Raw genomic sequence first — 23,260 nt, forward strand, 5'->3', positions numbered from 1 at the left:
ATAAAAATCGGGCGCTCCCTTAGCGAATCTCGCGGTAAGGGCGCAAAGTCAAATTACCAGAATAAGGGTCAAGGATCGTAAAGAAACCGTTGTCATAAACGCGTTGGATATTGCCCATATTCACTTGTTGGCCAACACACAAACCTTTATAGCAATTGATCTGTTTTACCAAATCACCATTCTTACGAATGTCTTTGCCGCCATTGTATGTGGAAATCAAGTACACACCGTCTTGGTAAACTTCCAAAACTTGCGTTTCAAAATAAGGGGCAGAACCTACTGGCTCTGTCAAAACCGTTTGGCCTTGGCAGATACCTGTTTTTCTGTCGCAACCGACAGAGCGCAAAACTTCTTTGGTTTTTGCGATATATTTTCTGCCGCCGAAGTCCTCTTTAACCAACAAGTAATCATTAGAGTAAACGCTTTCGATTTGCACCGGGTTGTAATTGCGGCCACGGTTGTATTCATACATACCCTTAGCGCCGTAGCAGTGACCTTGCTTATTGCAGTTCAACCATACGCCCACTGATTTTGTTTTTACTGTTGTAAAGCGACCGTCGTAGTCACCACGGATCGTCACCAATTTACCGTCACGGGAAATAGATGCGATAGTACCCGTTACAAACACACTGTCTGTCACCGCAAGCGCACGGTCACCCACAGAGATTTTATCATCTGTATCAGCGCCTGGCATACCCACTGGCGGCTGTGGAGGTTGTTGTGTCGGCGGTTGAGCCGGTGGTTGCGCAGGAGGAAGCTCCGGAGTTGGAGTTGGCTCTTGTGGCCATTCATCACCTGGAGTTGGATAGTCTGGCAAAGGCTGAACTGTGCCTGAACCATCGTCACCTGGAATTGGAAGATCAGATTCCTCAGCATAAGCATGAGTTAAATTGAAAATAACAAGTGCCGCAATCAGCAGGTTTTTCATCGGAACATCCCTTCAATAAACAGGCAGTTTGCTATCAAAAAGGGCTGTTTCTGTCACTAATTACCGTCCCCATTTGGACACTCTGAGTTCCTTATGAAAAAAACACGCGTTTACTAAGAAAAATGCACCCCTTAGCACCGATCCTGCCTGTCAAAAAAACCGACGATTCAGTCATTAGTTCATGACCTCCTGACTCCACCCCCTGGCAAACCGAATTACGTGGTACATACGGGTCTATGAAAAATCTATTGATCGTTCTTCCATTATTTTTCGCGACTTCGGCTATGGCTGAAAACATCGTTTGTAAGCAAGTCGACGCTCAGATCGTCGCGCAAATTGATTCAATCAAAGCCTTGCCAGGCACCGGCCTTTGCACAGCTCAACTGAACTTTGACGGCTATGAAGCTCTTTACGCCGCGAATTCGGCATGTCCTTTGTCCTTCGACGAAGTGATGGCTAAAGGCATCGTCGTTCGCTGCGATCGCCAAGCCGGCGACAAACTTGCGGGTCTTTTGCATCGCTCAGTTCACGACACGACAATTTATTTCTATACGCCGGAAAGCTTCTAAGGAGTTCACCATGAAACACGCTGCTCTTGTTCTATTAACAGCACTCTTCGTATCTCCGTCTGTTTTTGCATCTTCTGTTGTTAAAGTGATGGATGGCTCTGTTGCTTATTGCAACGAAGGTACGACTCATACAAAAGGGAAATTTGTCTCTATCGGTTTGATCGATGAAAGCTCATCACAAACTAGCAAAGACGTGACGGTTCGTGTTTCCATGGTGAAATGCCAACAAGGTGCATGGATTGCAGATTCTCAACCATCTGTTGAAAGATACACGGCTCCAAATGGTGTGAAAGTTAAAACAAGCTACAGCAATTATGAACTACTGGTTGTCGATAAGAACTTCCGTGTTTTGATGCGTGCTTCATTGCAGGATCTGAATGCAGGATCCTTCCAAGATCAGTCGGTTTCGATTGATAAGAGCGAACTTCCTCAAGCCTATGAGTTGATCATTCGCACACAAAGAAGTGTGAATGCTGAAAATGGCGTGAAGTACTCAGAGCGTATTAACTTTGGGATCTTCCGTTTGCATGCTCGCAACTAGTTCGTTGTTTTGAGCATTTAAAAATAAAAAAGGGAGCTTTAGCAGCTCCCTTTTTTTATGCACTGTCCTCAGAAATAGGACCTGGTACCTTTTAGAAATTTTTGATTTTTCCTGCTACGTACGCGTTCAATTGTGACATTGGGATACGCTCTTGAACCATTGTATCGCGGTGACGAACTGTTACCGCTTGGTCGTTGATTGTATCGAAGTCGATAGTTACGCAGAACGGAGTACCGATCTCGTCTTGACGACGGTAGCGTTTACCGATGGAAGCTGCTTCGTCGTATGTTACGTCGAAGTCTTCAGCCAACTGGTCACGCAATTTATCTGCGATCGAAGTTAGCTCTTCTTTTTTAGACAATGGCAAAATAGCTACTTTGAACGGAGCGATTTCTGGGTGAAGACCCATTACCACGCGCACGTCTTCTTTGCCAGCTTCGTCTTTCGTCACTTCTTCACGGTAAGCATCACACATGAATGCTAGGAACAAACGATCACAACCCACGGCTGTTTCAATAACGTATGGGATGAATTTTTCTTTGTTCGCTTCATCGAAGTACTCAAGATTTTTACCAGAGAACTTCATATGTTGAGTCAAGTCGAAGTCAGAACGGTTATGGATACCTTCTAGCTCCGAGAAACCCATTGGGAATTTGTATTCAACGTCAACCGCAGCGCGCGCATAGTGAGCAAGCTTTTCGTGAACGTGAACTTTCAAGTTTTCTTTTTTGATACCGAATTTGGAATAGAAAGCCAAACGGCGCTCTTTCCACTCTTCAAAGAATTTTTCGTCAGTTCCTGGTTTTACGAAATATTGCATTTCCATTTGTTCGAACTCACGAGTTCTGAAAATGAAGTTACCTGGCGTGATTTCGTTACGGAATGATTTACCGATCGCTGCGATACCAAATGGTACTTTGTAACGAGACGATTGTTGGCAGTTCAAGAAATTCACAAAGTGACCTTGAGCTGTCTCAGGACGCAAGTACACAACACTCGCAGAGTCTTCCAAAGGACCCATGTGAGTTTTGAACATCAAGTTGAAGTTACGCTCTTCAGACAAATTTTTGCTGCCACAGTTCGGGCACTTTTTGTCTTTAAGGTAAGACTCTGTATTGTCTGCGCGGAAACGAGTTTTACACTCTTTACAGTCAACCAATGGATCAGAGAATCCATCCACGTGACCAGAGGCTTTCCACACTTGTGGATGCATCAAGATCGCAGCATCAAGACCCACGATGTCTGGTCTGCGAGTCATCGCATTCCACCACGCGCGTTTTACATTTAGTTTCATCAACGAGCCCAATGGACCATAGTCCCAGCAGCTACCCAGACCACCGTAAATTTCAGATGATTGGAAAACAAATCCACGACGTTTGCTTAAAGAAACAAGTGTGGCTAAATCAGTAAGGGGTCTAATTTCAGGAGTGCTCATGAGGGCTCGACTTTCTCCTCCGATGGCTTCGGAGTGGTTAGGCAACAAAGTTACACTTGGGTCCAGATACAGTCAACAAATCAGGGACTTACTTGATTCCGAGTCGGGTCCTAAGACATCCTTGTTTTATGCAGCGCACTCAATTGGTTTTCATCCTTTTTACGGCGATTTTCTTAATGGGTTCCCTGACATCAGCGGAATCTGTTCCTAAGTTCCTTAAAAAAGAAGAAAAGATCCGCGAAGAAATGGTTACGATCTCCCGCGAGTTGGGCGTGACCTGCACTGAATGCCATAACGTTCAAAATTTCGCTGATGACAGCAAGAAAAGCTTCAAAGTCAGCAAAGAGCACATGAAGCTCACTCAAATGCTTAAGGATAACGGCTTTGACGGAAAAAAAGGACCTGCGGCCACATGTTTCATGTGTCATCGCGGAAAACTTATGCCGGATTATAAAGAGCCTGAGTCGGCAAAAGCCCACTAGGACTCCCCGTGAATCCCCTCAGCGCAACCAAACGCAGCGTCTATTTTGTCCTTGGCTGGATTTTTCTGGGGCTTGGTTTCATTGGAATTTTTCTGCCGCTTTTACCCACAACTCCCTTCTTGTTGTTAACGGCATTTTGCTTTAGTCGCAGCTCCGAACGCTGGCACAAATGGTTGCTTGCCCAACCGCGCCTGGGGCCTTTCATCAGGGATTGGCAAAATCACGGCGTGATTCGTTTGCGTGCGAAAATCATGGCGACAGCTTTGATGGTCCCATTGGTTTCGATCTCACTATTTTTTGCAGACGTCCCTAACTATGCACGCATCAGTGCGGCTGTCGTTTGCTCCTGCGTGCTCATCTTTATTTGGTCTCGCCCGTCAACACCACGTTCCCACTGACTGCCGTGATTGGGCACTCTCTGCATTCCTATTCGCCTCAGGGTGAGAATACCGATTTCAACTGAAACTCAATGACCGTCAGACTCGCACACCCCTTGCTTATATAAATCGCAACGGGAGTGCATACGATGAGAGCTTTTCTTTGTTGTCTCATGTTGGGACTGACGATTTTAAAATACGGAACTGAAATGACGAGCGAGTTTGCGTCGACAGCTCCGCGTGCTCCCTGGAATGACCGCGAAGGCATTTACTCTTTGGTGAATGGTGCAGACAACTGCCCTTCGACGATGACTTGGATTGAACAATGCGGTGGCTTTGTTTTGAATCCTCGTCACAAAGATCGCGAACTTGAAACAGTTCGCATCTGCAATATCAATAAAGGCGCAAAAATCTCTCGTGGTGAATTCGGAAAAATGTTGGCGCAAGCCGATCAAAAAGACCAATACGTGCGCAAGATTGAAAAGTCATTACTGGCGACTGAAAGCCTGACCTTGAATGAAGACATCGTTATTCTGGATAAGGATCGTCAATCCTTCCAATGGGAGCACAGCCAAAATGGCCGTGGCCTCAGCTGCCTATATTCCAAGTAATTCTATTTTTTATTAAGAATCGCGTTGTACGCGGTTTCAAAGAAATCGATCGACTCTTTTTCGCAGCGGCGAATCTGAGTTTGATAGGCTTCGGTGACTGTTTTGATCGAAGCTCCCGCCGGAACTCCCAAAACCTCATAGGCATCCCAAGTATGGGAATTATAGCTAAAAATCACATTTAGATTCTTAGGACGCATGTTTGCCAAATCCGGGTGAACCGCCGTTGAGCGCGCAGCTGCCGCCGTCGCCACGTCTCGAGTGGCGGCTTCAGTGGGCTCCGGATTGATGAGTGGTGGCGCCGTGTCCTGTGCTTTCATGTCGAGGCGCGTAGGAGTTTTTCCCCCACCTCTAGATAAAAGGTACCAGACAACGAAGGCCCCTGCCCCAACAAGGTTCATCGTCAAAAAATCTTGGCTATTCATGTAAAGTCTATTATTCGTTGTCAGCTTAAAATTAGCAAGGAGTCCCTTAAGATGGCTGCACCAAATCCTTTCGAAAAACAAACTGCTATTCCCGGAGTGAAACATATTATCGCGGTTAGTTCCGGTAAGGGTGGCGTAGGTAAGTCTACGGTTGCAACCAACCTCGCAATGGCCTTGGGGCGCAAATCAAAAGTTGGTTTACTTGATGCCGACATCTACGGCCCGAGTATTCCTCGCATGTTAGGCTCGCTTTCACAAAAACCCAATATTAATCCCGACACGAATCAACTTGAGCCAATCACTCGCTACGGCATTAAACTAATGTCCATCGGCTTTTTGATCGAAGAAGGCAACGCCGTAGTATGGCGTGGCCCGATGCTTTTCAAAGCAATGGATCAATTCCTGCGCGATGTGAACTGGGGCGAGATTGATTACTTGGTCGTGGATTTGCCTCCTGGCACGGGAGATATCCAATTGACTCTTGCTCAAAAAGTTCCGGTTGCAGGTACAGTTCTGGTGTCAACACCGCAAAACGTGGCGCTTATCGACGTAAAAAAAGCGGTGGATATGTTCCAGCGCGTAAACGTACCTTTGCTAGGTATGGTCGAAAATATGGCATACATGGTCAATCCAGTGAATGGCGAAAAAATGCAGCTCTTCCCTAAGGGTGAGATCGATTCTTACGCAGCACAAAAAGGTATTGCAAAGCTTGGGGAAATTCCATTTAACCCGTCTGTCGGACTTGCTTGCGAAGCGGGAATTCCAATTGTTGAAGCGAACCCGAACGGCGCAGAGGCACAGGCTTTCATGAAGGTTGCTGACCGCATCCGCGAGATCCTGCCGTAACTTTTGAGGACACTAATCCCCCGAGTGAGCTTTTACATCTTGCAAACGACCCCGTTTGTTTGTTGAATAGCGGAAAATCATTTAGGGGGATCTAATGAAAAAATTCTTCGCTGCTACTTTGATCGCTTTGGGTTTCTGCGTTTCTGCTCAAGCTGAATACGCTATGCCACAACTTCCAGTTACTGCTGAATCTGAAGTTTATGCAACTTCTGCTGAAGCTACTGAAGCTCAAATCATGAAAACTCAAGGCAAATATTGCTGCTACCAAAGCCATGGTGGTGGTTTCTGCGAATTGAGCAACTACTACAACGTAGGTACTCCTTGCAAATGCTACAACGGTGGTAACAACCAAATCAGCGGTCACGTTTGCAAATAGTTTTGCAATAAACCGGTAATAAACCGTCACGGCCATAAGTCGGCGCCCAAGCATGTTCCGTAACACAGTATCTTGCGGAAATTCATGCTTCAGCGACAATTGACTTGTGGCCGTTGTTTTTTTCAGCCGAGGTCTTTATGAAAGCGTTCACATTCGCACTCTTCATCTCAGGCATGATCTTTTCGAACATCCAGAATCCCAAATTTTTTACGTCCTCCGATCCTGAAATTGATGGTGATGAAATGCATACGATGAGCGTTTGCTGTCCTGTCGGAAATGCCCCAAGCTGTGCTTGGCCAGGCAACTTTCCTGAGGGAAGTGACTGCTACTGCAGATCCAATGGTCAGATTTTTCCAGGAACAGTTTGTAGCAACTAGATTTCTACGAACACACTAAGGAGGATTTTATGAGAAAGGCTTTTAGCACCTTCGCTCTGATTCTTGCTTGCGCGTTTACTGTGAATGCGGCTCCGAACCAATCACAACTCCCTGCCGATCGCCCTCTATTTCCGATTGATGTTCAAGCTTCTGGCTTGATGAGCACAACCGAAGAACAAGAGGCCTTAGACATGGCCAAACAAGACGATGCGGATACAAAATATTACTACGGCAACAAGTGCTGTACGAACTACGGTTGGTGTTATCTCAATCAATGGGCACCTATCGGCTATAGCTGTTACTGTTACAGCTGGGGCTGGTACTACTACGGCAGAGTTTGTTACTAAATTTTAGAAACAAATCCCTGCTCACCATCGATAACAAATGAAAAAAGGCACCGAATTATCCTCGGTGCCTTTTTTTATTAACGAATATAGCGACGTGCTTTCACTCTAGCTTCTCGGTGTGAGACAGGGTTTCGAACTGTTTTGAGAAAATGATGGCGATCACTTTGTCGAAAAATAAAATCGAGTTATTCTGTAAAAGTTGAAACCGAGGGCCTGTTAGACTCGACTTGTTCGGGTGAATGCTTAAGGGCCAGCTAAAGGAGGACAGTGATGAAGTTTCGTATCCACGACCATCATGATGAAGCACCGAAGTGACGAGCGTTCACTAGTTTATCAAAGCAAAAGGTTCGGTTCGAATTCTATAGATAACTCAAAGGAGGTTCCTAGGGTTATACTCGTTAGGATTTAGATCCTTCCTTTGCCTCAAGGCAAACTATGGGAAACCATAGGGCGCAAAGCTACAGGGGCTTCACTGCCAGCCAGCTGCCAAAGGTCACAGAGTACCTAAGGGAACTTAGAGGTGTGCAAAATGGAAGGTCTTTTTATTACAAAGGATTGGTTTCATTCCCCTCGCCTAGGAGCTATCAATGATGATTACTTCTAGGCACTTTTCTTTTTAAATCCATTCTAAAATTTAGTTCACGGATCACCCAGCTTGCTGGGTAAGTGTGTTTGCATAACACCGACACAGCGTCGTGCTTCGCCGTGGCCCGCCTTTGGCGGGTGCGCGCATCCATGCGCCCACGGAGGTCGGCTTTTATGCAAACACACCTACCCATCAATCTGGGCGTCTGCGGCTTTGTCTTCGGACTAGTGGGAAGAGATAAAGGCGGAAACTTTCTTGGATATCATTCGTGGATTGCCACTGCGACTGAGGGGGAAGTAAGCCAACCTTTTCCATGACGTGGCTGAGCTATAAAAAAACCCACTCTTTTGGAGTGGGTTTTTATTTTTTTAGTTTGCTTCAGCTATGGGGATTTGGATTCTTGTTCCTACCATTAGAGAGCTTGGGTTGCGCAGCTTGTTTTTTTGTTTTAGCTGGCTTACTGAGACGTTGTACTTGGCAGCTATGTCGCTCAAGTTGTCGCCCTTACGGACTACGTGTACTTTGCTTTTGGCTACCTCCCGGGCGGAACCGTTGTCACCGCCTGGAATTTTTAGTTTCATGCCCAACTTCAATTTGCTTTTGCGTTTGATGTTGTTGGCTTTTTGAAGTTCAGCAACGCTTGTTGAGTACTTTTGTGCAATCGAGAACAAAGAGTCGCCGGATTGAACTACGTAGTAACGACCACCTGTTAGCTCTGCTGTTGCGGTCTCAGTCACTTTTTCAGGTGCTGGTTTCGCATTTGATTTCGCGGCTACAGTGCTGTTGTTTTTACGATCAGAACGATCACGTAGTGGAGTACGATCTGGTACGTAGATCGTGCGGCCTACTTTAAGTTTTGATTTTCTTGGCAAGTCATTCAAGTCACGAAGGTAAGCAACAGATGTTCTGTACTTACGAGCGATCGTTTTAAGATTATCACCTTTACGGATTTTGTACGTTTGAGTGTCACCGCTATCAGCGATGAATCTTACGTCAGTTACCGCAGACTCTGCTGCTGCAACTGTTGCAACTTCTGTCGTTCCTGGTGGGATACGAAGAACTAGCTCAGAACCTTTAAGGATTGCCACTTCACCTTTGAACTTAGGATTCAAAGCTTTGAAGTCCTCGTAGTTCAAGTTTAGCTTTTCAGCCATTTGGCGCATGTTCACCGGTTGTTTTACCGTGATGTGATCGAACTCGATCGGCGGAAGATAATCGATGTCTTCGAAACCATACTTAGCTGGTTCTTTAGCGATCAATTTAGCCGCGATGAATTTCGGAACGTAGTTCACAGTTTCTGCTGGCAAACGTTTTTTACGAGCAAGCTCCCAGAAATCACGCGTGTAGTGATTCATCACTTCGCGTTTTACGCGGTTTTCACCAACGTTGTAGGAAGCCATTGCCAAATACCAAGAACCGAATACGGAATAAAGACCTTTGAAGTATTCAGCTGCTGCTTGAGTAGCGAACACAGGGTCACGACGTTCATCGACGAATGGATTGATTTCCAAACCATAGCGTTTACCCGTACCACGAATGAACTGCCAGTAACCAACAGCTGCTGCGTGGGAAGTTGCTTGTGAACTGAAACCAGATTCGATCAATGCGATATAGAAAATGTCTTCAGGTAGACCGTTGTCACGAAGCACTTTTTTCATCAACTTCTCGTAACGAGAAGAGCGTGCTAAGTAGCGTTCCATGTGTGGACGGCCACGGCCTTGGAAATAAGTGATCCATTTTTCAACCATTGGGTTGATTTCAGTTGGGATAACATCCAACTCTTGGTCTACGACCTTAGGACCCTCAGGATCTGACAAACGGAACGAGCCAATGTCTTTGATTTCAGGCTCGTTGCCCGCGTTCCCTGCTGCCTTTTCGCCATTTGCGTTCAATTCCTTATGAACACAACCCGAAAGTAGGCCCAGGACTATACATAATGTAACTAGTCTCCTCATGAGTCCTCCGAACAGCTTTCAGGCTACAAAACTCAGAGGACTTTTACAATAAAACAACGTACTTATTTTGCCTTTTTAGTAAGCAAGTCTTGCCAAATAATAGGAGGTACTGTGTAAGACTCCTTGCCTATCATCGAGTAAAGCAGAGTGTTTCTTAGAATCGCCTTCACGTAGAAACTAGTCTCGTTCCATGGCAATTCGTCCACCCACAACTCTCCCTCTGGAGACGATCCTGGGACTGTTAGAGCGGATGAAATTTCAGGACGTGCTTCGATCCATTTTTTTAGACGATAGGGTCCTGCGTTATAGGCTGCGAGCGCAAACGGCACATTTTGTGAGAACTGGCCTAACATCTGGGAAACATAGAATGAGCCCATCGGAATATTTACTTCAGGGCGGAACATATCTTCAGGCAATTCCACTTTCATTCCCAAACGTTTTGCAGTGTCTTGTGCTGTCGGTGGAATCATTTGCATCAAGCCCAAAGCATTCGATGTGGAAACCGCTTTCATATTAAATCCACTCTCTTGGCGAGTCAGACTGCGCAACAACACAGTGTCGATACCATAGCGATCTGATTCTTTTTTATAAAGAGCTGTGAAAACTTCGGGGTATCCCACCTTGATGAATTTTTCTTGGCGAAGTCTTACGTCATTTTCCATCGCATCGTTCACCAAGCGAATCGCAGTGAAATACTGACCACGTTGCGAAAGCTTTTCTGAAATAGCAACTTTCAACGTCGGATCTTTCATTGGAGGCAAATCACCAAGCTCCACTTGAGCTTCACTCACCCACCCTGCTTGCGAAAGAGCTAAGAAACGCTCCCAAGATTTTTTCTGACTGCCCGCCAGATAAAATGAATCTGTCAATGCGAGGTTTTTATCAGCATCTGGCCAAGTTAGCTTTCCGCCATTAGCTTCAGCACGCAAACGCATTCCGTAATAAGAAAACGGATACTTTTCAATCAAAGCAGCCGTTGCTTTATCAGCGCGTTCTTTGCTGAATTGTTGTAACGAGCGAACCAACCAATACTGCGCATTTAAATCGTAACGATCTTTACCTTGTTGAACCAAGCGTTCAAGCAAAGCCGCCGCCGACGTGTATTCTTGTTTGCGATAATAAATCAGGCTCGAGCGAAACAACGCTTCTGAACTTTCATCAGAACCGTTCGCAAGCAATGTAAGCTTATTGTAGTAATCAAGGGCCTTATCATAATCACCAGTGAAATGTGCAGAGCGTGAGGCCACCCATAACATACTTGTCACTGATGGTGACTGCGGATTTTTATCAAACGCTTTTTGCGCAAGTACTAAACTTGAAGCCCATTCGCCACGGCGATGAAGGTTTTGCGCCCACTCTAACAAACGAGACGCATCTGCCTCACCCATTTCTACCAAGGCTTTATCAACCACGGCTTTGTCAGAAATAGAGTTAAAGATTTCAAGAGGCTTATCTTTCAATCTTTTTGCAGCACGACTGCCTGGAAATTGATTCAACAAAGCAACAGAGTCTTTCAGGGCAGGAATCAGATCATTTTGCTTCAAGGACTGACGAATGCGCTCTTCAAGTTTTCCATCCTCGCCGATCGCCTCGATCTGAACGGCCGTGGCTTGCTTGACTTCTTGATTGCGAGCTTTCGCTAGGAAATCCAATTTTTCGATCAGATACTTAGAGTCTTTCAAGCTTTGCGCTTCTTCGTAAAGAAACTGAGCTTGCGGATAATCGTTGGCGTTCAAAGCGAAATCACCCAACATCTGGAAGCACTGTGATTTTTGTTCGCGGCTCAGACGATGGCTATTGTCTAAAAGCTTTTCGATACGCGCTTCAACTTTACGGTTTTTCTTTTTTACTTCACCGTCTAAGAAATTTAATTCCTGAGTAACCCATTGCTGCCACAAATCTTGCGCCCAAGGTCCTTCATCAAATAAATTCCAAGACTTTGCAATCGCTGTGAGCACGCGGTCTTCTTGGCCCGCGCTCGTCTTTTTACTTTGAGCTTTGTCCAAGCAGTGCAACCACACTTGGCCTACCCACCCTTTTAGATCTTTTTGCGCCGCAAATACTTTTGGCGACAAATTCAAACACTCATTCCAACGACCGTTGATTTCGTGATTCTTCAATTGGGCTAGGGCTGGCAATTTCGCAGCTTTCTTAGCATCCAAATCGTAAAGATCCACATAGCCTGATGTTTTCAAATCATTCTGAATATTGATTTTACGAACGACATTTGCGGGAGCTGCTGGTGCCGCTACTGCACTTGTGACTACTAAATTCAGAAATAAAGATAAACCTGTCATTGAGGAACCTCTTTCATCGGACTCACCACTTCGAAGGAACCTTTGTAAACTCCATCAAAGAGGCTTTTCTTTAAATACACCACAGAGTATTCGCGCTGTTGGCGAAGCATGACTTTAACTTTCATATAATCTTCTGTGATGAACGACTCGACTTTATTTTCAGCCGGAGTATCACAGAAATAGATCCATGCATTTTCGATCACTTTGTTCGTGCATAGATCCCAGTGCGTTTTAAATCTTCTGAAAACCCATGGGAATGGCCATTGTTCTTTCATCCCCATTTGCAAAGGCTCTGCTCTTAACAGTGGATTTGCTTTCGCCATATCCAAAATCAAGTTCTGCAGATCTTTCATTTCATAAGTGGAGTTTACGTAGACATACGGATGATTCAAATCAATCGGCTCACGGTATGATGACAACCAGGCGCTGCGCACGCTGCCAAAAATACCGATTAGCAAGATTAAGCCAAAGACATATCCCTGCCAGTTACGACGGACAAAAATCTTTTCTGCATACAAAGCCAGAACAAAATAAAATCCCCAAACCAAAGATAAAATACACCAAACAGTTTTATACGGGATGAAGGAGTACACCAAAAGTTGGAACAACGAAAATGCCGAAACCATACGCATGCGCGCATCTTTAGTGAATAGACCAATCACCGACATGCCTGCGCCAAACAAAACTAGAGGTTCTGCTTGAGCCAAAACTTTAACCCAATACCAAAACTCTTTGTTGTGGCCCGTTTCGCCCACCCCAGTTTTCATCCATGGCAAGAACGCTTTTACGAAATCTAAAAGCCCCGGCATGTTTCTTAAGAAACCCGTAAACACCAAAACGAACGAAACCAGTAACAGACCTACAAGGTAGGTCAAACGTGGCGACCACGCATTTTTGATTTTCGCAAAGTTAAAGTACTGACGTAGTACTTTGGGTCCCGCAAAGATAAGCCCCACTACCCAAGCCGCCAAATTGATGGTGAAGGTCTCCTTCAACGTCATCATACCTATAGCACCGGTTAGCAATAGGCCTAAAGAAGTTCCATCTGCTTCATCAAACCAGCGAAGCATACCAACGGCGAAAACCAGTTGAAAAAACACAAACGGCATTTCGTGAATCCCTGAACGACCATAAAAAATGAACGCGGGACTGAAGAACAAAAATAACATCATCAAGTAGCGCACTGTCTTTGAACGCACCACCATGAAACCAAAAAGCATCACACTCAATACCGAACAAACTGCTGGCACCGCACGCAAGGCCACGACGCTCTGACCCCAGATCGCCTCAAAGCCTCTTAAAAGATAAAAGTACAGCGGACCATGGTAATTTGTTGGGTCATATTTATAAAAACCCATTTCACGCATCTGCATCGTGAACCAGCCATTGATACCTTCGTCAAAATGGAGAGGCTTATTCTCCAAAAGATAAAAGCGACTGAAGATAGTCAAAAGCAGAATGACAAGCCAAATAAGGTATTTCTGGAATTGAGTGACGCGAATCGATTTCATTGTTATTAATCGTAAAGATGGAATCCCCTGTGTCAACCCCTCACTGCTCTCTCTTAGTATATCTGAACAAAGATGCGGACATTGTTCCCGCTTTGCTGCAGGATTTACGTACGTTTTTTCAAAAATTCCCAATGACGTACGAATTAATTGCTTTGGTGGAGCACGGCGCTGAAAAAACTCTGCAAGTGCTTAAAGAGCAGGCGAACTCCTCCGCGAAAAATGAAATCCTGGTGATCCATCGCAACGAAAGAAAAAAAGGACGAGCCCTCAGCCTTTATCAAGGCATGGAACTGGCGCGCTCCCCCTTCATCATGATTTTGGATTCCGAATTAGCGTCCCCTTTCGGCGATGTTTTCAAACTGTGGCAACACCTGTTCGCCGAGGAAAAAATCGATGTCTGCTGGGGCGACCGCTATCGCAAAAAAGAAAACCCGTTTCTGCAAGCCAAAACACCGCGCTCAAAAACGGAAATGATGTTTAATAATATTCTGCGCGAGAAATACAAAGACTCCTTACAAGATCCTCTTTGCGAAGTGATCGCCATCAGGAAATCAGCTTGGGATAAAATTCGCCAAGAAATTCCTTTGCAGAAACTGCGTGGCTGGTACCTGACTCCGGCGCTTCACCAAAGTGCATTGCTTAAAACTTTAAATATTATTGAAATCCCGATTTTTGATTCAGGTGTGACTTCGAAATCATATCATGTGTGGAAAGAGCGCTTAAATCTATTCCGCGAAAGCGCTTTTACGAACCGACAGTCAACTCCTGAGTGAGTTTGTCGAGAGCTTCGCGCAAATAATAATCCATCCAACGATGACTGCCCAATGGGGTTTTACGCTTCGTTAAATAACCCATGTGTCCACCACGCTGCTCGATATGCAATGACATATTGTCGCGGAATTTAACGTCTTGATAATCCTGAACCTTGACGAAGGGATCATCTGCCGAAGTTAACATGTAGGTCGGAACATCGATATTGTGCAGATAATTAATCGCCGAGCAGCTTTCATAGTATTCAGTACGATCTTTAAATCCCGAAGCTGGCGCCGTATAGATTTTATCGAAATCATTAAGCGTCGCCCACCAAGGGATATTGTATCTTTGCTCGATCAGCCCCTCTTGGAATTTCATCTCAACGTTTTGACGAAGACGATAGACAAAGCGCACATCATAGATGCGGTTGAATCCCGTGCGCAGCATACGTGCACCACGATCCAAGTTTAATGGCGCATTCACCGTGATGATGCCATCAGGTTTATGCTCCCCGCGAAAGCCCCCACCCAAGCACAACACAATGCCGCCACTCATCGAGTAGCCCACTGCGATCTGCTTTTTATTTGGAAATTTTTGACGAAGAGCCTTGATCACTTCTGAAACGTCTTCGGCTCTGCCAGAGTGATATGGATTTCTGGCGGCTTTAAGTCCCGGCCCTGCCCCACGATGATTGACTAAAACCACCGTGTGACCCAGCTGGCGGCACAAGATCGCCGTTCTTTGCATGTAGTCCGCATTCATATCACCAGATAGACCATGATAAAGACTGACAACAACATCGGTGTGGCCTTGATGATAGAAACAAAAAAGTCGATCCCCATCAGGCAGATCGACTTCAAAATTAGAACCTAAATTATCAAGCTCAGGTGATTTAAGGAAATGCCCCCACAAAGTTTGACTGTGACCGCTGTCGGCCCAGAAGGGAGCTTCACATGAAATCAACTCTAGTCTTTGCAATAGAAAACTCCATTAAGCATCACGTAACCATCAGGGCGATTGCCGCGCGGATCGTGGTGTAACCAGTGAAGCATCGGCCCCACATTTGTCCAAAGGAACATGCCACCCATAGCAACACGATCACCGACTTGCACCGGAACGTGTGGGCACATATCTGAATTGTACACGGCCTGCATCGTTTTTCCATTTGAAAGTCTCACAACCCATTTTTGGTGTTGATTGCCAGCGGTGTCGTCCGGCAAAACCTGAACAACTTCCATATCTGAGCCTTCAACAAAGTCGACTCTTTTGTGAGATTCCACTGCACGAACGATTGCAGCGTCAGGAGCTGAAGATCCCTCTTGTTGGTAGTTATAAGCTTTGGCTTGAAACGAGAACGTACCGATCGTGACACAAATAGCGAGTAACTGAACAGTTAACTTCTTCATTGATTCCCCCTCCGAAATCCGAGAGGAAATTACCATTTGTTAAAATAAAAACAACACCTATTTTTACGACTTTTTACAGGTTTTGGTTAGGAACTCCTCAGAGTCCCTAATAACTCCTCAGAGTCCCTAATAATAAGAAGCGTTATTTGTATTCCACGCCTTCGATGGTCACAAATTCTTCGCCGGAGGGCTTCACCAGCTTTACTTCATCCCCTAATTTCTTACCCAAGAGGGCGCGAGCCACCGGGGACTTCCAGCTGATTTTGCCTTTTTTTGGATCAAACTCATCTTCACCGACAATTTGATAAACCAATTCGTCGCCTTCTTCAGTGACCAATGTCACCGTGGCACTGAACAGAACTGTTTCACCCTTCATCACTTTAGGATCTACCACTTCAGCGTCTTCAATTCGTTTTGTCAGAAAGTGAACTCTCTTATCGATTTCACGCAGACGTTTTTTTCCGTATTGATAGTCGGCGTTTTCCGAGCGATCCCCGTTACTGGCGGCCCATTGAACGATCTCAACGATCTTCGGGCGTTCACCATGCATGAGCTGCTGATACTCACTTCTCAGTTTTTCCAGACCTTCGGGGGTGATGTAGTTCTTTTTGTTATCCATTTTTAAGATACTAGACCAACTACCAGCAACATTCCAAGTCTTTTGGCCCATCAAATATTTCGAGAAATTTTCCGAAAAGTGTATGAGGAGGAAACAGATGAAAAATCAATGGAATAGACTAATGATTGCTGCAATCAGCTCATCATCTGTTTTTGCGCTTACGTGGATTTGGTATCAATCAACGGACAAGCAGCAAAACTCTCATAACAATGAGAAACCACTGGCATATGTTGGAAAAGTTGTTGATGACATCCAACGTCGTCCTGCCACTCGATTACTTTGGCAACTCGTGAATACTGGTGAACCACTTTATGATGGTGAAGCAATTCGTACATCTGATCGTGGCGAGGTGCGTATTCAGTTCACTGATTCAGATCGTTATTTAGATTTAGAACCAGAGTCATTGATCGTTATCAAAAAATCCCAAGGTGAAATCGCCCTTGATTTGATGGAAGGTAGTCTCTTCGTTAATGCGAAAGCAGGCGCCGCCGAGGGCGATGCTCCAGGGCTCGTTCTTAATTCCGCAAATGGTAAAGTTGACTTGAGTCAGGCTTCCGCTTCCCTTTCCAAAGGCAGCGGTAACTCCGTCGATGTCCAAGTCTTAGAAGGTAAAGCTTCGGTAAAATCTAAAGATGGTAAAAGCACAGAGATCTCTACAGGTAGCATTGGTGCCTTGGGAGCCTCTGGAGTTCAATTTGATAAAAACAGCGTGAAGGTTCTTGCTCCAAGCTTGAACAAACCCGTGGCAATGGATGCTGATGACTTGCAAGCGATTCCATTTAAATGGACAGGCTTTGATGCTGCTTCACAGATCTCTTTGTGGACGGGTAAAAACCGCCGTGAAATGAAAGAGCTTGTCAAAGTTCCGTCTGGTGAATCTGAAGTACTCGCTAAACTTCCATTCGGTAAACATTATTGGAAACTCGTCGCGACTTCTGCAACGGGCGAAAAGATTGGTGAGAGTGCTATTTATAGAACTGAGATCCAAGCGCGCTATGCTCCGACAGTGGTCTTCCCGACTGCTGACGTTGAAGTTCCAGCGAATACAAATCCATTTGATATGACATTCAAATGGCAAAAAAGCGACGACACTCGCCAAATGACTTTGCAAGTTTGGTCCGATGCCAAACTCACGCAACCAGTGACGACTAAAACATTCACCACAGAGGACAGCTTCACTCTGACGGGTTTGAACGAAGGCACGTACTACTGGCGCATGACTTCTTACTTTAATGACTCTGATAAACCTATCTTGGGTAAAATGCAGAAGTTCAGCATCAAACTCACTGATATGGTGAAAGATGCGGCTCTAGCACAAAATACTCCGGCTCAAACTAAAAAGGCCGAGGTAAAACCTCTAGCATTCACAATGCCTGAAGCTCAGATGACTCAGTACTTTGTGGGCACTCCGAAAGTAGACATCACTTGGGGCGCTGACAATATCGAAAACGTGGCGGCTTACCGTGTGCGCCTGCATGACGAAAACCAAACAGCTTTGGAAGTTCCAGCTGTTGAAGTGACAGAGAATAAATTCTCCGCTCCCGTTCCTAAACCAGGTCGTTATATCGCATCTATCGAAGCTGTAGATAAAGACGGTCAAGTTGTAGGAACAGGCAGTTCGCAAGCTGTTAACGTTGTCCCTCGTCCAATCTTGAAGGCTCCGCAGTTCATCCCTGCTGAAGGTCCACTGCAAGCCTCGATGGATGGTCGCTCTCAGTTAGAGTGGGACAAAATTGATGGCGCTGTTGACTATGAACTTGTGATTACTAAAGACGGTAAAGAGTTGAAACGCACGAAGTACAAAAATACTTCGACCGCAATTCGCAATCTGTTGCCGGGTGAGTATGACGTAACTATTTCAGCGCAAGACTCTTTTGGTCGAGCGAGTGAACAAGCTCCGGTTCGTAAACTGGTCGTACCAGATAAATCGAACTTAAAAGCACCGACGTTAAAGAAGATTAAAGTGAATTGATGTTTAAGTATTTAGCCACCTTTCTTCTACCACTGATTTTGCTAAGCGGAGTTGCCGCAGGGGCCGAGCCATATCGTCGCCTTGTGAACTTCGAGTGGGAGCAGATTGATGGAGCTAAATCTTATGAGATCGAATTGAAACAGATGAAAAAAGATGAAGGTGCGGCGAAGCCAAAGACCTTCAATTTTAAAGTGAAAGAATCCGTTTGGAATGGCCGCCTGACTCCGGGTAAGTACATGATGAAATTGCGTTCACGCGATTATCGTGGTGTTCCGGGTGAGTGGTCTGAACCAAGCGAATTCAACGTAGGGTTGGATAATGTGAATATGAAGTCCCCTGCTCCAAAAACTAAACTCGCTTCAACAGACGATGAAAAAACGGATGTTGAATTCAAGTGGGACCCGGTGGGTGGCGCTGACACATACACGTTTGAATTAAACTCTGAAGATGGAAAAGTTAAAATCAACGAGACTCTGAAAGAGCCGCGTTTTAAAACTTCCATCCCTGTCGCTGCCAATTACTCTTGGAAAGTCACAGCTCAAAATGACGAGGGCATCTCTAGTGATGCGACTTCGGTCGCTGAATTCACAGTGATGGGTAAAGCTATCGAGGCTCCTTCGATTTCAAAACCTGAATCAGAATTCGTACGCGATATCAAATGGTCCCGTCCTGATCACATCAAAGAATACGAAGTAATCGTGGCACGTGCAAATCCTGCAACAAAAAAATGGGACGTCGTAAAAACTTACGAAAACTACACTGAAGACACCCTTCCTTTTGATTCCTCTTGGGAAGGTGGAAAATACCAAGTCATCGTGAAGGCCAAGTCGGAGTTGCGCCCAACCTCCCCTTCCAGCAAAATCATGTTTGATGTGCGCCAAGGTGATCGTTCTGCGGCAGCGGAATACACAGCACTTGTGCGTAAATCGATTGAAAAAACAAGTGGCTGGTATGGCATTGCAAGTTACCTAGTCACAGACATGAAGTTCAGCGGAACTAATCCAGAGAAAAACTCCCAAGTGGCTTATGACGCCTTCGGTGGCACAGGTCGACTCGGTTTAGGTTGGACGAATCGCAAATCCAACTGGGGCTTCCTGGCAATTGCAGATATGAGTGGTTTCACCGTCAGTGGTGAAGTTCGCACATTTGCAGCTCTGGAAGTGAACGCCGTCTACAAACAACCGATTGGTGATCGCGCAGAAATTCGCTATCAAGTCGGCGGCTTTTATAAAGAAATTCCTGAAACAATCGGTGATCCATTCACAGGCACGTCTGAAAATCAGACGATTTCTGCATTGGGTCCTCACGTTGGCGCCGAGTACTGGTACTCGCTCACGCCAAAATGGGGTCTTCAATTGAATGCTCATCTGTATGCCTCGGTGATGAAAGTGTCTACGCCCAATGGCCAAGACATCGACCCGAGCATGTCCACTCAATTTGGTATTTTAGGCAGCTATAGATTCACTGAAAGATTCACAGGACTGTTCGGTTATGCCCGCCGCGAAGATCGAATGTCCTATAAATCAGTTCCGTCAGACACCAACTTTGCGTTGGATGGCGATGTGAACGAGTCTGTTGTTGTCGGTAACTATATTAACTTTTTCGCGGAATGGAGTTTCTAATGAGAATCCCTATCTCAACCAAACTCATCACGGTGACGATCTTAATCCTTGTGGCTTCCACGGGAGCGATCACCTATATCTCATCTAACTACTTCGAGAAAAAGGCCGCTGAACAGGTCGACATCGCGAATTTGGAATCTGCTTCGGCGAAAGCCAAAGAAGTCGACAACATCATCGCAAATCTAATCGATAAAACACGCACCAATGGTTCACTGTTGATGAAAGGGACATCAGCATCTGAAGACTTGGATTTCAACTTCACCCGTGACAAAAACTTTGTCGCGATGGAAGTTCTAAAACTGAATGGTTCCTCTGTTGAAACAGTAGTTCGTAAAGTCAAAGAAGACGTTTTACAACCGTTCCAATTAACTGAAGCGTACTTTGTAAACGTCAGAGCTTGGCAGAAATTCCCGGTTCGTAACGTGGCTGAAGGTAGCATTGAACTTAAAAATGCTTCGTATCCGAATGCTCCTGCAATGATCACGATCGGTATTCCTTTAGTAAAAGATGCTCAAGGTAAAATCACGCATATCGTTTTAGCGGACGTGATGATGGCTCCTATTCAAAAACCATTCACAGATCCTTCGGAGCGTACACAATACTTGATCGACCGCGAAGGTGAAGTTCTAGCTCACAAAGACGAACAAAAAGCGATGGGCCGCCAAAACGTGGCAGCCTCCCCGTTCGTGGCAAAAGCCATGGCGACAAAATCTCCACAGTATCAAACGAAGTTCGTAGACCACGAAACGAATGCAAACTTCTTTGGTGCCTCAGTAAAAACGTCCTACGGGCCAATGGTAATCTCTCAGACTTCTGAGGCCGCTATCCTCGAAGTATCCAACGAGGTAAAACGCCGAGCGATCTTCGTGGCAGGTTCCGCGATCTCTCTTGCGATCTTCTTTATCTTCTTGTTCTCTATGACACTGACTTCCCCAATTGAAAAATTGGCAGGTCTGATCAACTTGGTTTCAAAAGGTAATTTCGACGTAAAAGCCCGCGACCAAGTAAAATCCCACGACGAAGTGGGCGACTTGGCCTCTGCCTTCGACCACATGACTGAAGGTTTAAAAGAGCGCGATAAAGTAAAAAGCCTCTTCTCCAAGTTCCACGGCTCGGCAGTAACCGAGGACTTGATCGGCAAAGACATCGGTGTCGGCGGTCAAAACAAAGACGTGGTCGTCTTCTTCTCAGATATCCGTGGCTTCACGGCGTTCTCAGAAAAACGTTCACCAGAAGAAGTCGTAGAAATGCTAAATGAATACTTCGGAGTCATGGTAGGTATCATCAACGCCCACGGCGGTGTCGTAGATAAATTTATCGGTGACGCCATCATGGCCGTCTGGGGCGCCCCAAAATCAGGCCCACGCGACGCCCACAACGCGGTTCGCGCCTGCCTAGAAATGCGCAGAGCCCTAGAAAAACTAAACGAAACCCGCATCGCCCGCCAACAACCAGCCATCAACATCGGTATGGGCCTGCACGCAGGTAAAGCGATCTCCGGCACCATCGGCTCTGACGAGCGTATGGAGTACACAGTCATCGGTAACACAGTAAATACAGCATCCCGTATCGAAGCCTCAACAAAAGCCTTCGGTGCAGACTTACTAGTAACCGACACAGTCATAGAAAAAGTAGGCGAAGACTTCAAAGTAGAACTAGCCGGCGCCGCCGAAGTAAAAGGCCGCTCCGAAGCCATCAAAATGTACAAAGTAAGAGCCTACAAAGCCGGCGACAAATACGTAGAAGTAAAAACCCCGTATTCAGACTATGAGGCAGAATCAGCCGACAAAGTAAAAATCAAAGCCTCCTAATCCCCATCCCAACTTCAAACAAAGAAATAAAAGGCGACCGAAAAGGTCGCTTTTTTTATTTCCCCCAAACCTCCCCTGAACAGATCCCCTCCCTTTTCCCATCTGAAACAAAATTTGAATCTCCCCGAGAGGCAGACACAAGCACGACGGACTGAAGCCCCCGCATGCAGTGACCTCCGTCGGCGCAGGATGCGCGAACCGCCAAAGGCGGCGACGGTGAGCCCGGATGGCGTGTCACGGAATGCGGGGGCTTCAGGCTGGCGGGATTGAGGCTGACTCTCGGGGAGATTCAAATCCCCGCGCCAGAAAAAGAAAAAGAGCGGAGTCCGTGAAGACTTCCGCTCTTTAGAGGGTCTTAATGTAAAGCCGCAATTAAAGCGCAGCTTCCTTTTTCAAAATCTGTTCGATAGTCAAACCAACATGAGCTTCACCAGCGAATACAGTTCCAGTTTTCTTCTTAGTCAAATGCTCCTTAGCAGTTTTGTAAGCAGCAGCTGGAAGTGGGATGTATTGAACTTGTTTCGCCATTTCAGCAGCTTTGTCCAAGTAGAACTCAACGTATTTTTTAACTTCTGGTTTCGCCATTGCTTCGTGAGAAACATAGATGAAGATTGGACGAGAAAGTGGGTGGTATTCACCAGTCATAACTGTTTTTTCAGTCGGCAATACCGCTTTTTTAGATGGAGCTTTTGGGCCACCAACAACGCCAACAAGTTTCAACTTGTCTTTGTTAGTTAGGTAGTAAGCGTAAGGGATGTAACCCAAGCCACCTTTAGCACCGTTAACACCAGTCACGCGAGTGTTGTGGTCAACAGACGCTGTGTAGTCACCGCGAGAAGATTTAGATTTTTCAACAATAGCTTCAGTGAAGTAATCGAATGTGCCGTTATCAGTAGAAGCACCGAAAAGAGTCAATTTTTCGTCTGGCCATTTTGCATTTACTTGTTTCCAAGTCATGATTTTGCCTTGAGCTGCTGGTTCCCACATAGTTTTAAGTTCTGCAGCAGTGATCTCTTTAACCCAGTCATTTTTTGGGTTTACAACGATTGCGATAGCATCAAATGCGATTGGCAATTCGTAGTAAGTAATTTTAGAAGTACGGCAAGCAGCCATTTCTTCTTTAGTGATTGGACGAGAAGCATTTTGGATGTCAGTTTCGCCACGGCAGAATTTTTTGAAACCACCGCCAGTGCCTGAAACACCTACAGTTACTTTTGTAGCGCCTTTAGTAGCCGCTTGGAATTCTTCAGAAACAGCTTCTGTTACTGGGAATACAGTGCTTGAACCATCGATTTTAACTAGAGACTCTGCTTTTGCAGCAAATGCGCTTAGAACCAAAGCGCTAGCGATAAAGAACTTCATTTTATATCCTCCGATATATTGGATATCAGAAAATTAACAAAGTCCGGGGCGGAGA

General features: G+C 45.6%; 23 protein-coding genes and 1 riboswitch. Of the genes, 13 read left to right on the forward strand and 10 right to left on the reverse strand.

The features are described from left to right. Positions 1 to 19 precede the first annotated feature (19 nt). A complete protein-coding gene (locus ACLVWP_RS13725; RefSeq protein WP_413558012.1) occupies positions 20 to 928 on the reverse strand; it encodes a hypothetical protein in 909 nt (302 codons plus the stop codon). Between the two features lie 236 nt (positions 929 to 1,164). On the opposite strand from ACLVWP_RS13725, the gene ACLVWP_RS13730 reads away from it, so the two are divergent. Beyond that, on the forward strand, positions 1,165 to 1,497 hold the full coding sequence (locus ACLVWP_RS13730) for a hypothetical protein (protein ID WP_413558013.1): 333 nt from the start codon (positions 1,165 to 1,167) through the stop codon (positions 1,495 to 1,497). A 10-nt stretch (positions 1,498 to 1,507) separates the two neighbouring features. Beyond that, positions 1,508 to 2,038, forward strand: a complete 531-nt coding sequence (locus ACLVWP_RS13735; protein WP_413558014.1) for a hypothetical protein — start codon at positions 1,508 to 1,510, stop codon at positions 2,036 to 2,038. Between the two features lie 91 nt (positions 2,039 to 2,129). On the opposite strand, the gene ACLVWP_RS13740 is transcribed toward ACLVWP_RS13735, so the two are convergent. Next, a complete protein-coding gene (locus ACLVWP_RS13740; RefSeq protein ID WP_413558015.1) occupies positions 2,130 to 3,473 on the reverse strand; it encodes a glycine--tRNA ligase in 1,344 nt (447 codons plus the stop codon). A gap of 128 nt (positions 3,474 to 3,601) precedes the next feature. Between ACLVWP_RS13740 and ACLVWP_RS13745 the strand changes: the two genes are divergently transcribed. The 3 genes from ACLVWP_RS13745 to ACLVWP_RS13755 all read left to right on the forward strand — a co-directional run bounded on the left by ACLVWP_RS13745 (position 3,602) and on the right by ACLVWP_RS13755 (position 4,943). Then, complete coding sequence (locus tag ACLVWP_RS13745) at positions 3,602 to 3,955, forward strand: photosynthetic reaction center cytochrome c subunit family protein (RefSeq protein ID WP_413558017.1); 354 nt, start codon at positions 3,602 to 3,604, stop codon at positions 3,953 to 3,955. A gap of 8 nt (positions 3,956 to 3,963) precedes the next feature. Then, entirely contained in the window at positions 3,964 to 4,353 is a 390-nt protein-coding gene (locus ACLVWP_RS13750) for a YbaN family protein (RefSeq protein ID WP_413558019.1), read from the forward strand. A gap of 128 nt (positions 4,354 to 4,481) precedes the next feature. Then, positions 4,482 to 4,943: a hypothetical protein gene (locus ACLVWP_RS13755; protein ID WP_413558021.1), complete on the forward strand. Its 462-nt coding sequence runs from the start codon at positions 4,482 to 4,484 to the stop codon at positions 4,941 to 4,943. 2 nt (positions 4,944 to 4,945) lie between these two features. On the opposite strand, the gene ACLVWP_RS13760 is transcribed toward ACLVWP_RS13755, so the two are convergent. Beyond that, the gene (locus ACLVWP_RS13760) at positions 4,946 to 5,260 is read right to left on the reverse strand and encodes a hypothetical protein (RefSeq protein WP_413558022.1); all 315 of its coding nucleotides are present in this window, start codon (positions 5,258 to 5,260) and stop codon (positions 4,946 to 4,948) included. A gap of 156 nt (positions 5,261 to 5,416) precedes the next feature. Between ACLVWP_RS13760 and ACLVWP_RS13765 the strand changes: the two genes are divergently transcribed. The 4 genes from ACLVWP_RS13765 to ACLVWP_RS13780 all read left to right on the forward strand — a co-directional run bounded on the left by ACLVWP_RS13765 (position 5,417) and on the right by ACLVWP_RS13780 (position 7,311). Then, positions 5,417 to 6,211, forward strand: coding sequence for an Mrp/NBP35 family ATP-binding protein (locus tag ACLVWP_RS13765; protein ID WP_413558024.1), 795 nt, complete (start codon positions 5,417 to 5,419; stop codon positions 6,209 to 6,211). A gap of 94 nt (positions 6,212 to 6,305) precedes the next feature. Continuing rightward, entirely contained in the window at positions 6,306 to 6,587 is a 282-nt protein-coding gene (locus ACLVWP_RS13770) for a hypothetical protein (protein WP_413558025.1), read from the forward strand. A gap of 137 nt (positions 6,588 to 6,724) precedes the next feature. Beyond that, complete coding sequence (locus tag ACLVWP_RS13775) at positions 6,725 to 6,964, forward strand: hypothetical protein (protein WP_413558027.1); 240 nt, start codon at positions 6,725 to 6,727, stop codon at positions 6,962 to 6,964. 29 nt (positions 6,965 to 6,993) lie between these two features. Continuing rightward, complete coding sequence (locus ACLVWP_RS13780; RefSeq protein ID WP_413558029.1) at positions 6,994 to 7,311, forward strand: hypothetical protein; 318 nt, start codon at positions 6,994 to 6,996, stop codon at positions 7,309 to 7,311. A 417-nt stretch (positions 7,312 to 7,728) separates the two neighbouring features. Continuing rightward, positions 7,729 to 7,802: riboswitch (cyclic di-GMP riboswitch) on the forward strand. A 463-nt stretch (positions 7,803 to 8,265) separates the two neighbouring features. Here ACLVWP_RS13780 and ACLVWP_RS13785 read toward each other — a convergent pair. The 3 genes from ACLVWP_RS13785 to ACLVWP_RS13795 all read right to left on the reverse strand — a co-directional run bounded on the left by ACLVWP_RS13785 (position 8,266) and on the right by ACLVWP_RS13795 (position 13,660). Further along, positions 8,266 to 9,852, reverse strand: a complete 1,587-nt coding sequence (locus ACLVWP_RS13785) for a LysM peptidoglycan-binding domain-containing protein (protein WP_413558031.1) — start codon at positions 9,850 to 9,852, stop codon at positions 8,266 to 8,268. Positions 9,853 to 9,914: 62 nt separating this feature from the next. Continuing rightward, positions 9,915 to 12,149 carry a transglycosylase SLT domain-containing protein gene (locus tag ACLVWP_RS13790; RefSeq protein WP_413558032.1) on the reverse strand — a complete coding sequence of 745 codons (2,235 nt, stop codon included), beginning with the start codon at positions 12,147 to 12,149 and terminating at the stop codon, positions 9,915 to 9,917. Next, complete coding sequence (locus tag ACLVWP_RS13795) at positions 12,146 to 13,660, reverse strand: flippase activity-associated protein Agl23 (protein ID WP_413558033.1); 1,515 nt, start codon at positions 13,658 to 13,660, stop codon at positions 12,146 to 12,148. Before ACLVWP_RS13795 ends, ACLVWP_RS13790 begins: the two co-directional genes overlap by 4 nt. A 17-nt stretch (positions 13,661 to 13,677) precedes the next feature. Between ACLVWP_RS13795 and ACLVWP_RS13800 the strand changes: the two genes are divergently transcribed. Then, positions 13,678 to 14,433 (forward strand): glycosyltransferase, encoded by a 756-nt coding sequence (locus ACLVWP_RS13800; RefSeq protein ID WP_413558034.1) that lies wholly within the window; start codon positions 13,678 to 13,680, stop codon positions 14,431 to 14,433. On the opposite strand, the gene ACLVWP_RS13805 is transcribed toward ACLVWP_RS13800, so the two are convergent. The 3 genes from ACLVWP_RS13805 to greB all read right to left on the reverse strand — a co-directional run bounded on the left by ACLVWP_RS13805 (position 14,405) and on the right by greB (position 16,489). Then, entirely contained in the window at positions 14,405 to 15,391 is a 987-nt protein-coding gene (locus ACLVWP_RS13805; RefSeq protein WP_413558036.1) for a YheT family hydrolase, read from the reverse strand. The two genes, ACLVWP_RS13800 and ACLVWP_RS13805, sit on opposite strands and share 29 nt — an antisense overlap. Then, entirely contained in the window at positions 15,379 to 15,819 is a 441-nt protein-coding gene (locus ACLVWP_RS13810; protein WP_413558037.1) for a DUF3465 domain-containing protein, read from the reverse strand. The genes ACLVWP_RS13805 and ACLVWP_RS13810 overlap by 13 nt, the downstream gene beginning before the upstream one ends. Positions 15,820 to 15,961: 142 nt before the next feature. Then, on the reverse strand, positions 15,962 to 16,489 hold the full coding sequence (greB, locus tag ACLVWP_RS13815; RefSeq protein ID WP_413558038.1) for a transcription elongation factor GreB: 528 nt from the start codon (positions 16,487 to 16,489) through the stop codon (positions 15,962 to 15,964). 46 nt (positions 16,490 to 16,535) lie between these two features. Here greB and ACLVWP_RS13820 point away from each other — a divergent pair, with 46 nt between their 5' ends. The 3 genes from ACLVWP_RS13820 to ACLVWP_RS13830 are packed head-to-tail and all read left to right on the forward strand — an operon-like array spanning position 16,536 to position 21,843. Next, entirely contained in the window at positions 16,536 to 18,410 is a 1,875-nt protein-coding gene (locus tag ACLVWP_RS13820; protein WP_413558040.1) for a hypothetical protein, read from the forward strand. Continuing rightward, positions 18,410 to 20,032 carry a hypothetical protein gene (locus tag ACLVWP_RS13825; RefSeq protein WP_413558041.1) on the forward strand — a complete coding sequence of 541 codons (1,623 nt, stop codon included), beginning with the start codon at positions 18,410 to 18,412 and terminating at the stop codon, positions 20,030 to 20,032. The genes ACLVWP_RS13820 and ACLVWP_RS13825 overlap by 1 nt, the downstream gene beginning before the upstream one ends. Further along, a complete protein-coding gene (locus ACLVWP_RS13830) occupies positions 20,032 to 21,843 on the forward strand; it encodes an adenylate/guanylate cyclase domain-containing protein (RefSeq protein ID WP_413558043.1) in 1,812 nt (603 codons plus the stop codon). Before ACLVWP_RS13825 ends, ACLVWP_RS13830 begins: the two co-directional genes overlap by 1 nt. 372 nt (positions 21,844 to 22,215) lie before the next feature. On the opposite strand, the gene ACLVWP_RS13835 is transcribed toward ACLVWP_RS13830, so the two are convergent. Beyond that, positions 22,216 to 23,205, reverse strand: coding sequence for a PstS family phosphate ABC transporter substrate-binding protein (locus ACLVWP_RS13835; RefSeq protein WP_413558045.1), 990 nt, complete (start codon positions 23,203 to 23,205; stop codon positions 22,216 to 22,218). Positions 23,206 to 23,260: the final 55 nt, after the last annotated feature.

It is taken from the genome of Bdellovibrio sp. HCB209 (genome assembly GCF_047306065.1).
Classification (GTDB): domain Bacteria; phylum Bdellovibrionota; class Bdellovibrionia; order Bdellovibrionales; family Bdellovibrionaceae; genus Bdellovibrio.

What these genes read in the sequence shown, in the direction of transcription:
- ACLVWP_RS13725 (WP_413558012.1), bottom strand. Translation starts at nt 928, where the DNA reads ATGAAAAACCTGCTGATTGCGGCACTTGTTATTTTCAATTTAACTCAT.
- ACLVWP_RS13730 (WP_413558013.1), top strand. Translation starts at nt 1,165, where the DNA reads ATGAAAAATCTATTGATCGTTCTTCCATTATTTTTCGCGACTTCGGCT.
- ACLVWP_RS13735 (WP_413558014.1), top strand. Translation starts at nt 1,508, where the DNA reads ATGAAACACGCTGCTCTTGTTCTATTAACAGCACTCTTCGTATCTCCG.
- ACLVWP_RS13740 (WP_413558015.1), bottom strand. Translation starts at nt 3,473, where the DNA reads ATGAGCACTCCTGAAATTAGACCCCTTACTGATTTAGCCACACTTGTT.
- ACLVWP_RS13745 (WP_413558017.1), top strand. Translation starts at nt 3,602, where the DNA reads ATGCAGCGCACTCAATTGGTTTTCATCCTTTTTACGGCGATTTTCTTA.
- ACLVWP_RS13755 (WP_413558021.1), top strand. Translation starts at nt 4,482, where the DNA reads ATGAGAGCTTTTCTTTGTTGTCTCATGTTGGGACTGACGATTTTAAAA.
- ACLVWP_RS13760 (WP_413558022.1), bottom strand. Translation starts at nt 5,260, where the DNA reads ATGAAAGCACAGGACACGGCGCCACCACTCATCAATCCGGAGCCCACT.
- ACLVWP_RS13765 (WP_413558024.1), top strand. Translation starts at nt 5,417, where the DNA reads ATGGCTGCACCAAATCCTTTCGAAAAACAAACTGCTATTCCCGGAGTG.
- ACLVWP_RS13770 (WP_413558025.1), top strand. Translation starts at nt 6,306, where the DNA reads ATGAAAAAATTCTTCGCTGCTACTTTGATCGCTTTGGGTTTCTGCGTT.
- ACLVWP_RS13775 (WP_413558027.1), top strand. Translation starts at nt 6,725, where the DNA reads ATGAAAGCGTTCACATTCGCACTCTTCATCTCAGGCATGATCTTTTCG.
- ACLVWP_RS13780 (WP_413558029.1), top strand. Translation starts at nt 6,994, where the DNA reads ATGAGAAAGGCTTTTAGCACCTTCGCTCTGATTCTTGCTTGCGCGTTT.
- ACLVWP_RS13785 (WP_413558031.1), bottom strand. Translation starts at nt 9,852, where the DNA reads ATGAGGAGACTAGTTACATTATGTATAGTCCTGGGCCTACTTTCGGGT.
- ACLVWP_RS13790 (WP_413558032.1), bottom strand. Translation starts at nt 12,149, where the DNA reads ATGACAGGTTTATCTTTATTTCTGAATTTAGTAGTCACAAGTGCAGTA.
- ACLVWP_RS13795 (WP_413558033.1), bottom strand. Translation starts at nt 13,660, where the DNA reads ATGAAATCGATTCGCGTCACTCAATTCCAGAAATACCTTATTTGGCTT.
- ACLVWP_RS13800 (WP_413558034.1), top strand. Translation starts at nt 13,678, where the DNA reads ATGGAATCCCCTGTGTCAACCCCTCACTGCTCTCTCTTAGTATATCTG.
- ACLVWP_RS13810 (WP_413558037.1), bottom strand. Translation starts at nt 15,819, where the DNA reads ATGAAGAAGTTAACTGTTCAGTTACTCGCTATTTGTGTCACGATCGGT.
- greB (WP_413558038.1), bottom strand. Translation starts at nt 16,489, where the DNA reads ATGGGCCAAAAGACTTGGAATGTTGCTGGTAGTTGGTCTAGTATCTTA.
- ACLVWP_RS13820 (WP_413558040.1), top strand. Translation starts at nt 16,536, where the DNA reads ATGAAAAATCAATGGAATAGACTAATGATTGCTGCAATCAGCTCATCA.
- ACLVWP_RS13825 (WP_413558041.1), top strand. Translation starts at nt 18,410, where the DNA reads ATGTTTAAGTATTTAGCCACCTTTCTTCTACCACTGATTTTGCTAAGC.
- ACLVWP_RS13830 (WP_413558043.1), top strand. Translation starts at nt 20,032, where the DNA reads ATGAGAATCCCTATCTCAACCAAACTCATCACGGTGACGATCTTAATC.
- ACLVWP_RS13835 (WP_413558045.1), bottom strand. Translation starts at nt 23,205, where the DNA reads ATGAAGTTCTTTATCGCTAGCGCTTTGGTTCTAAGCGCATTTGCTGCA.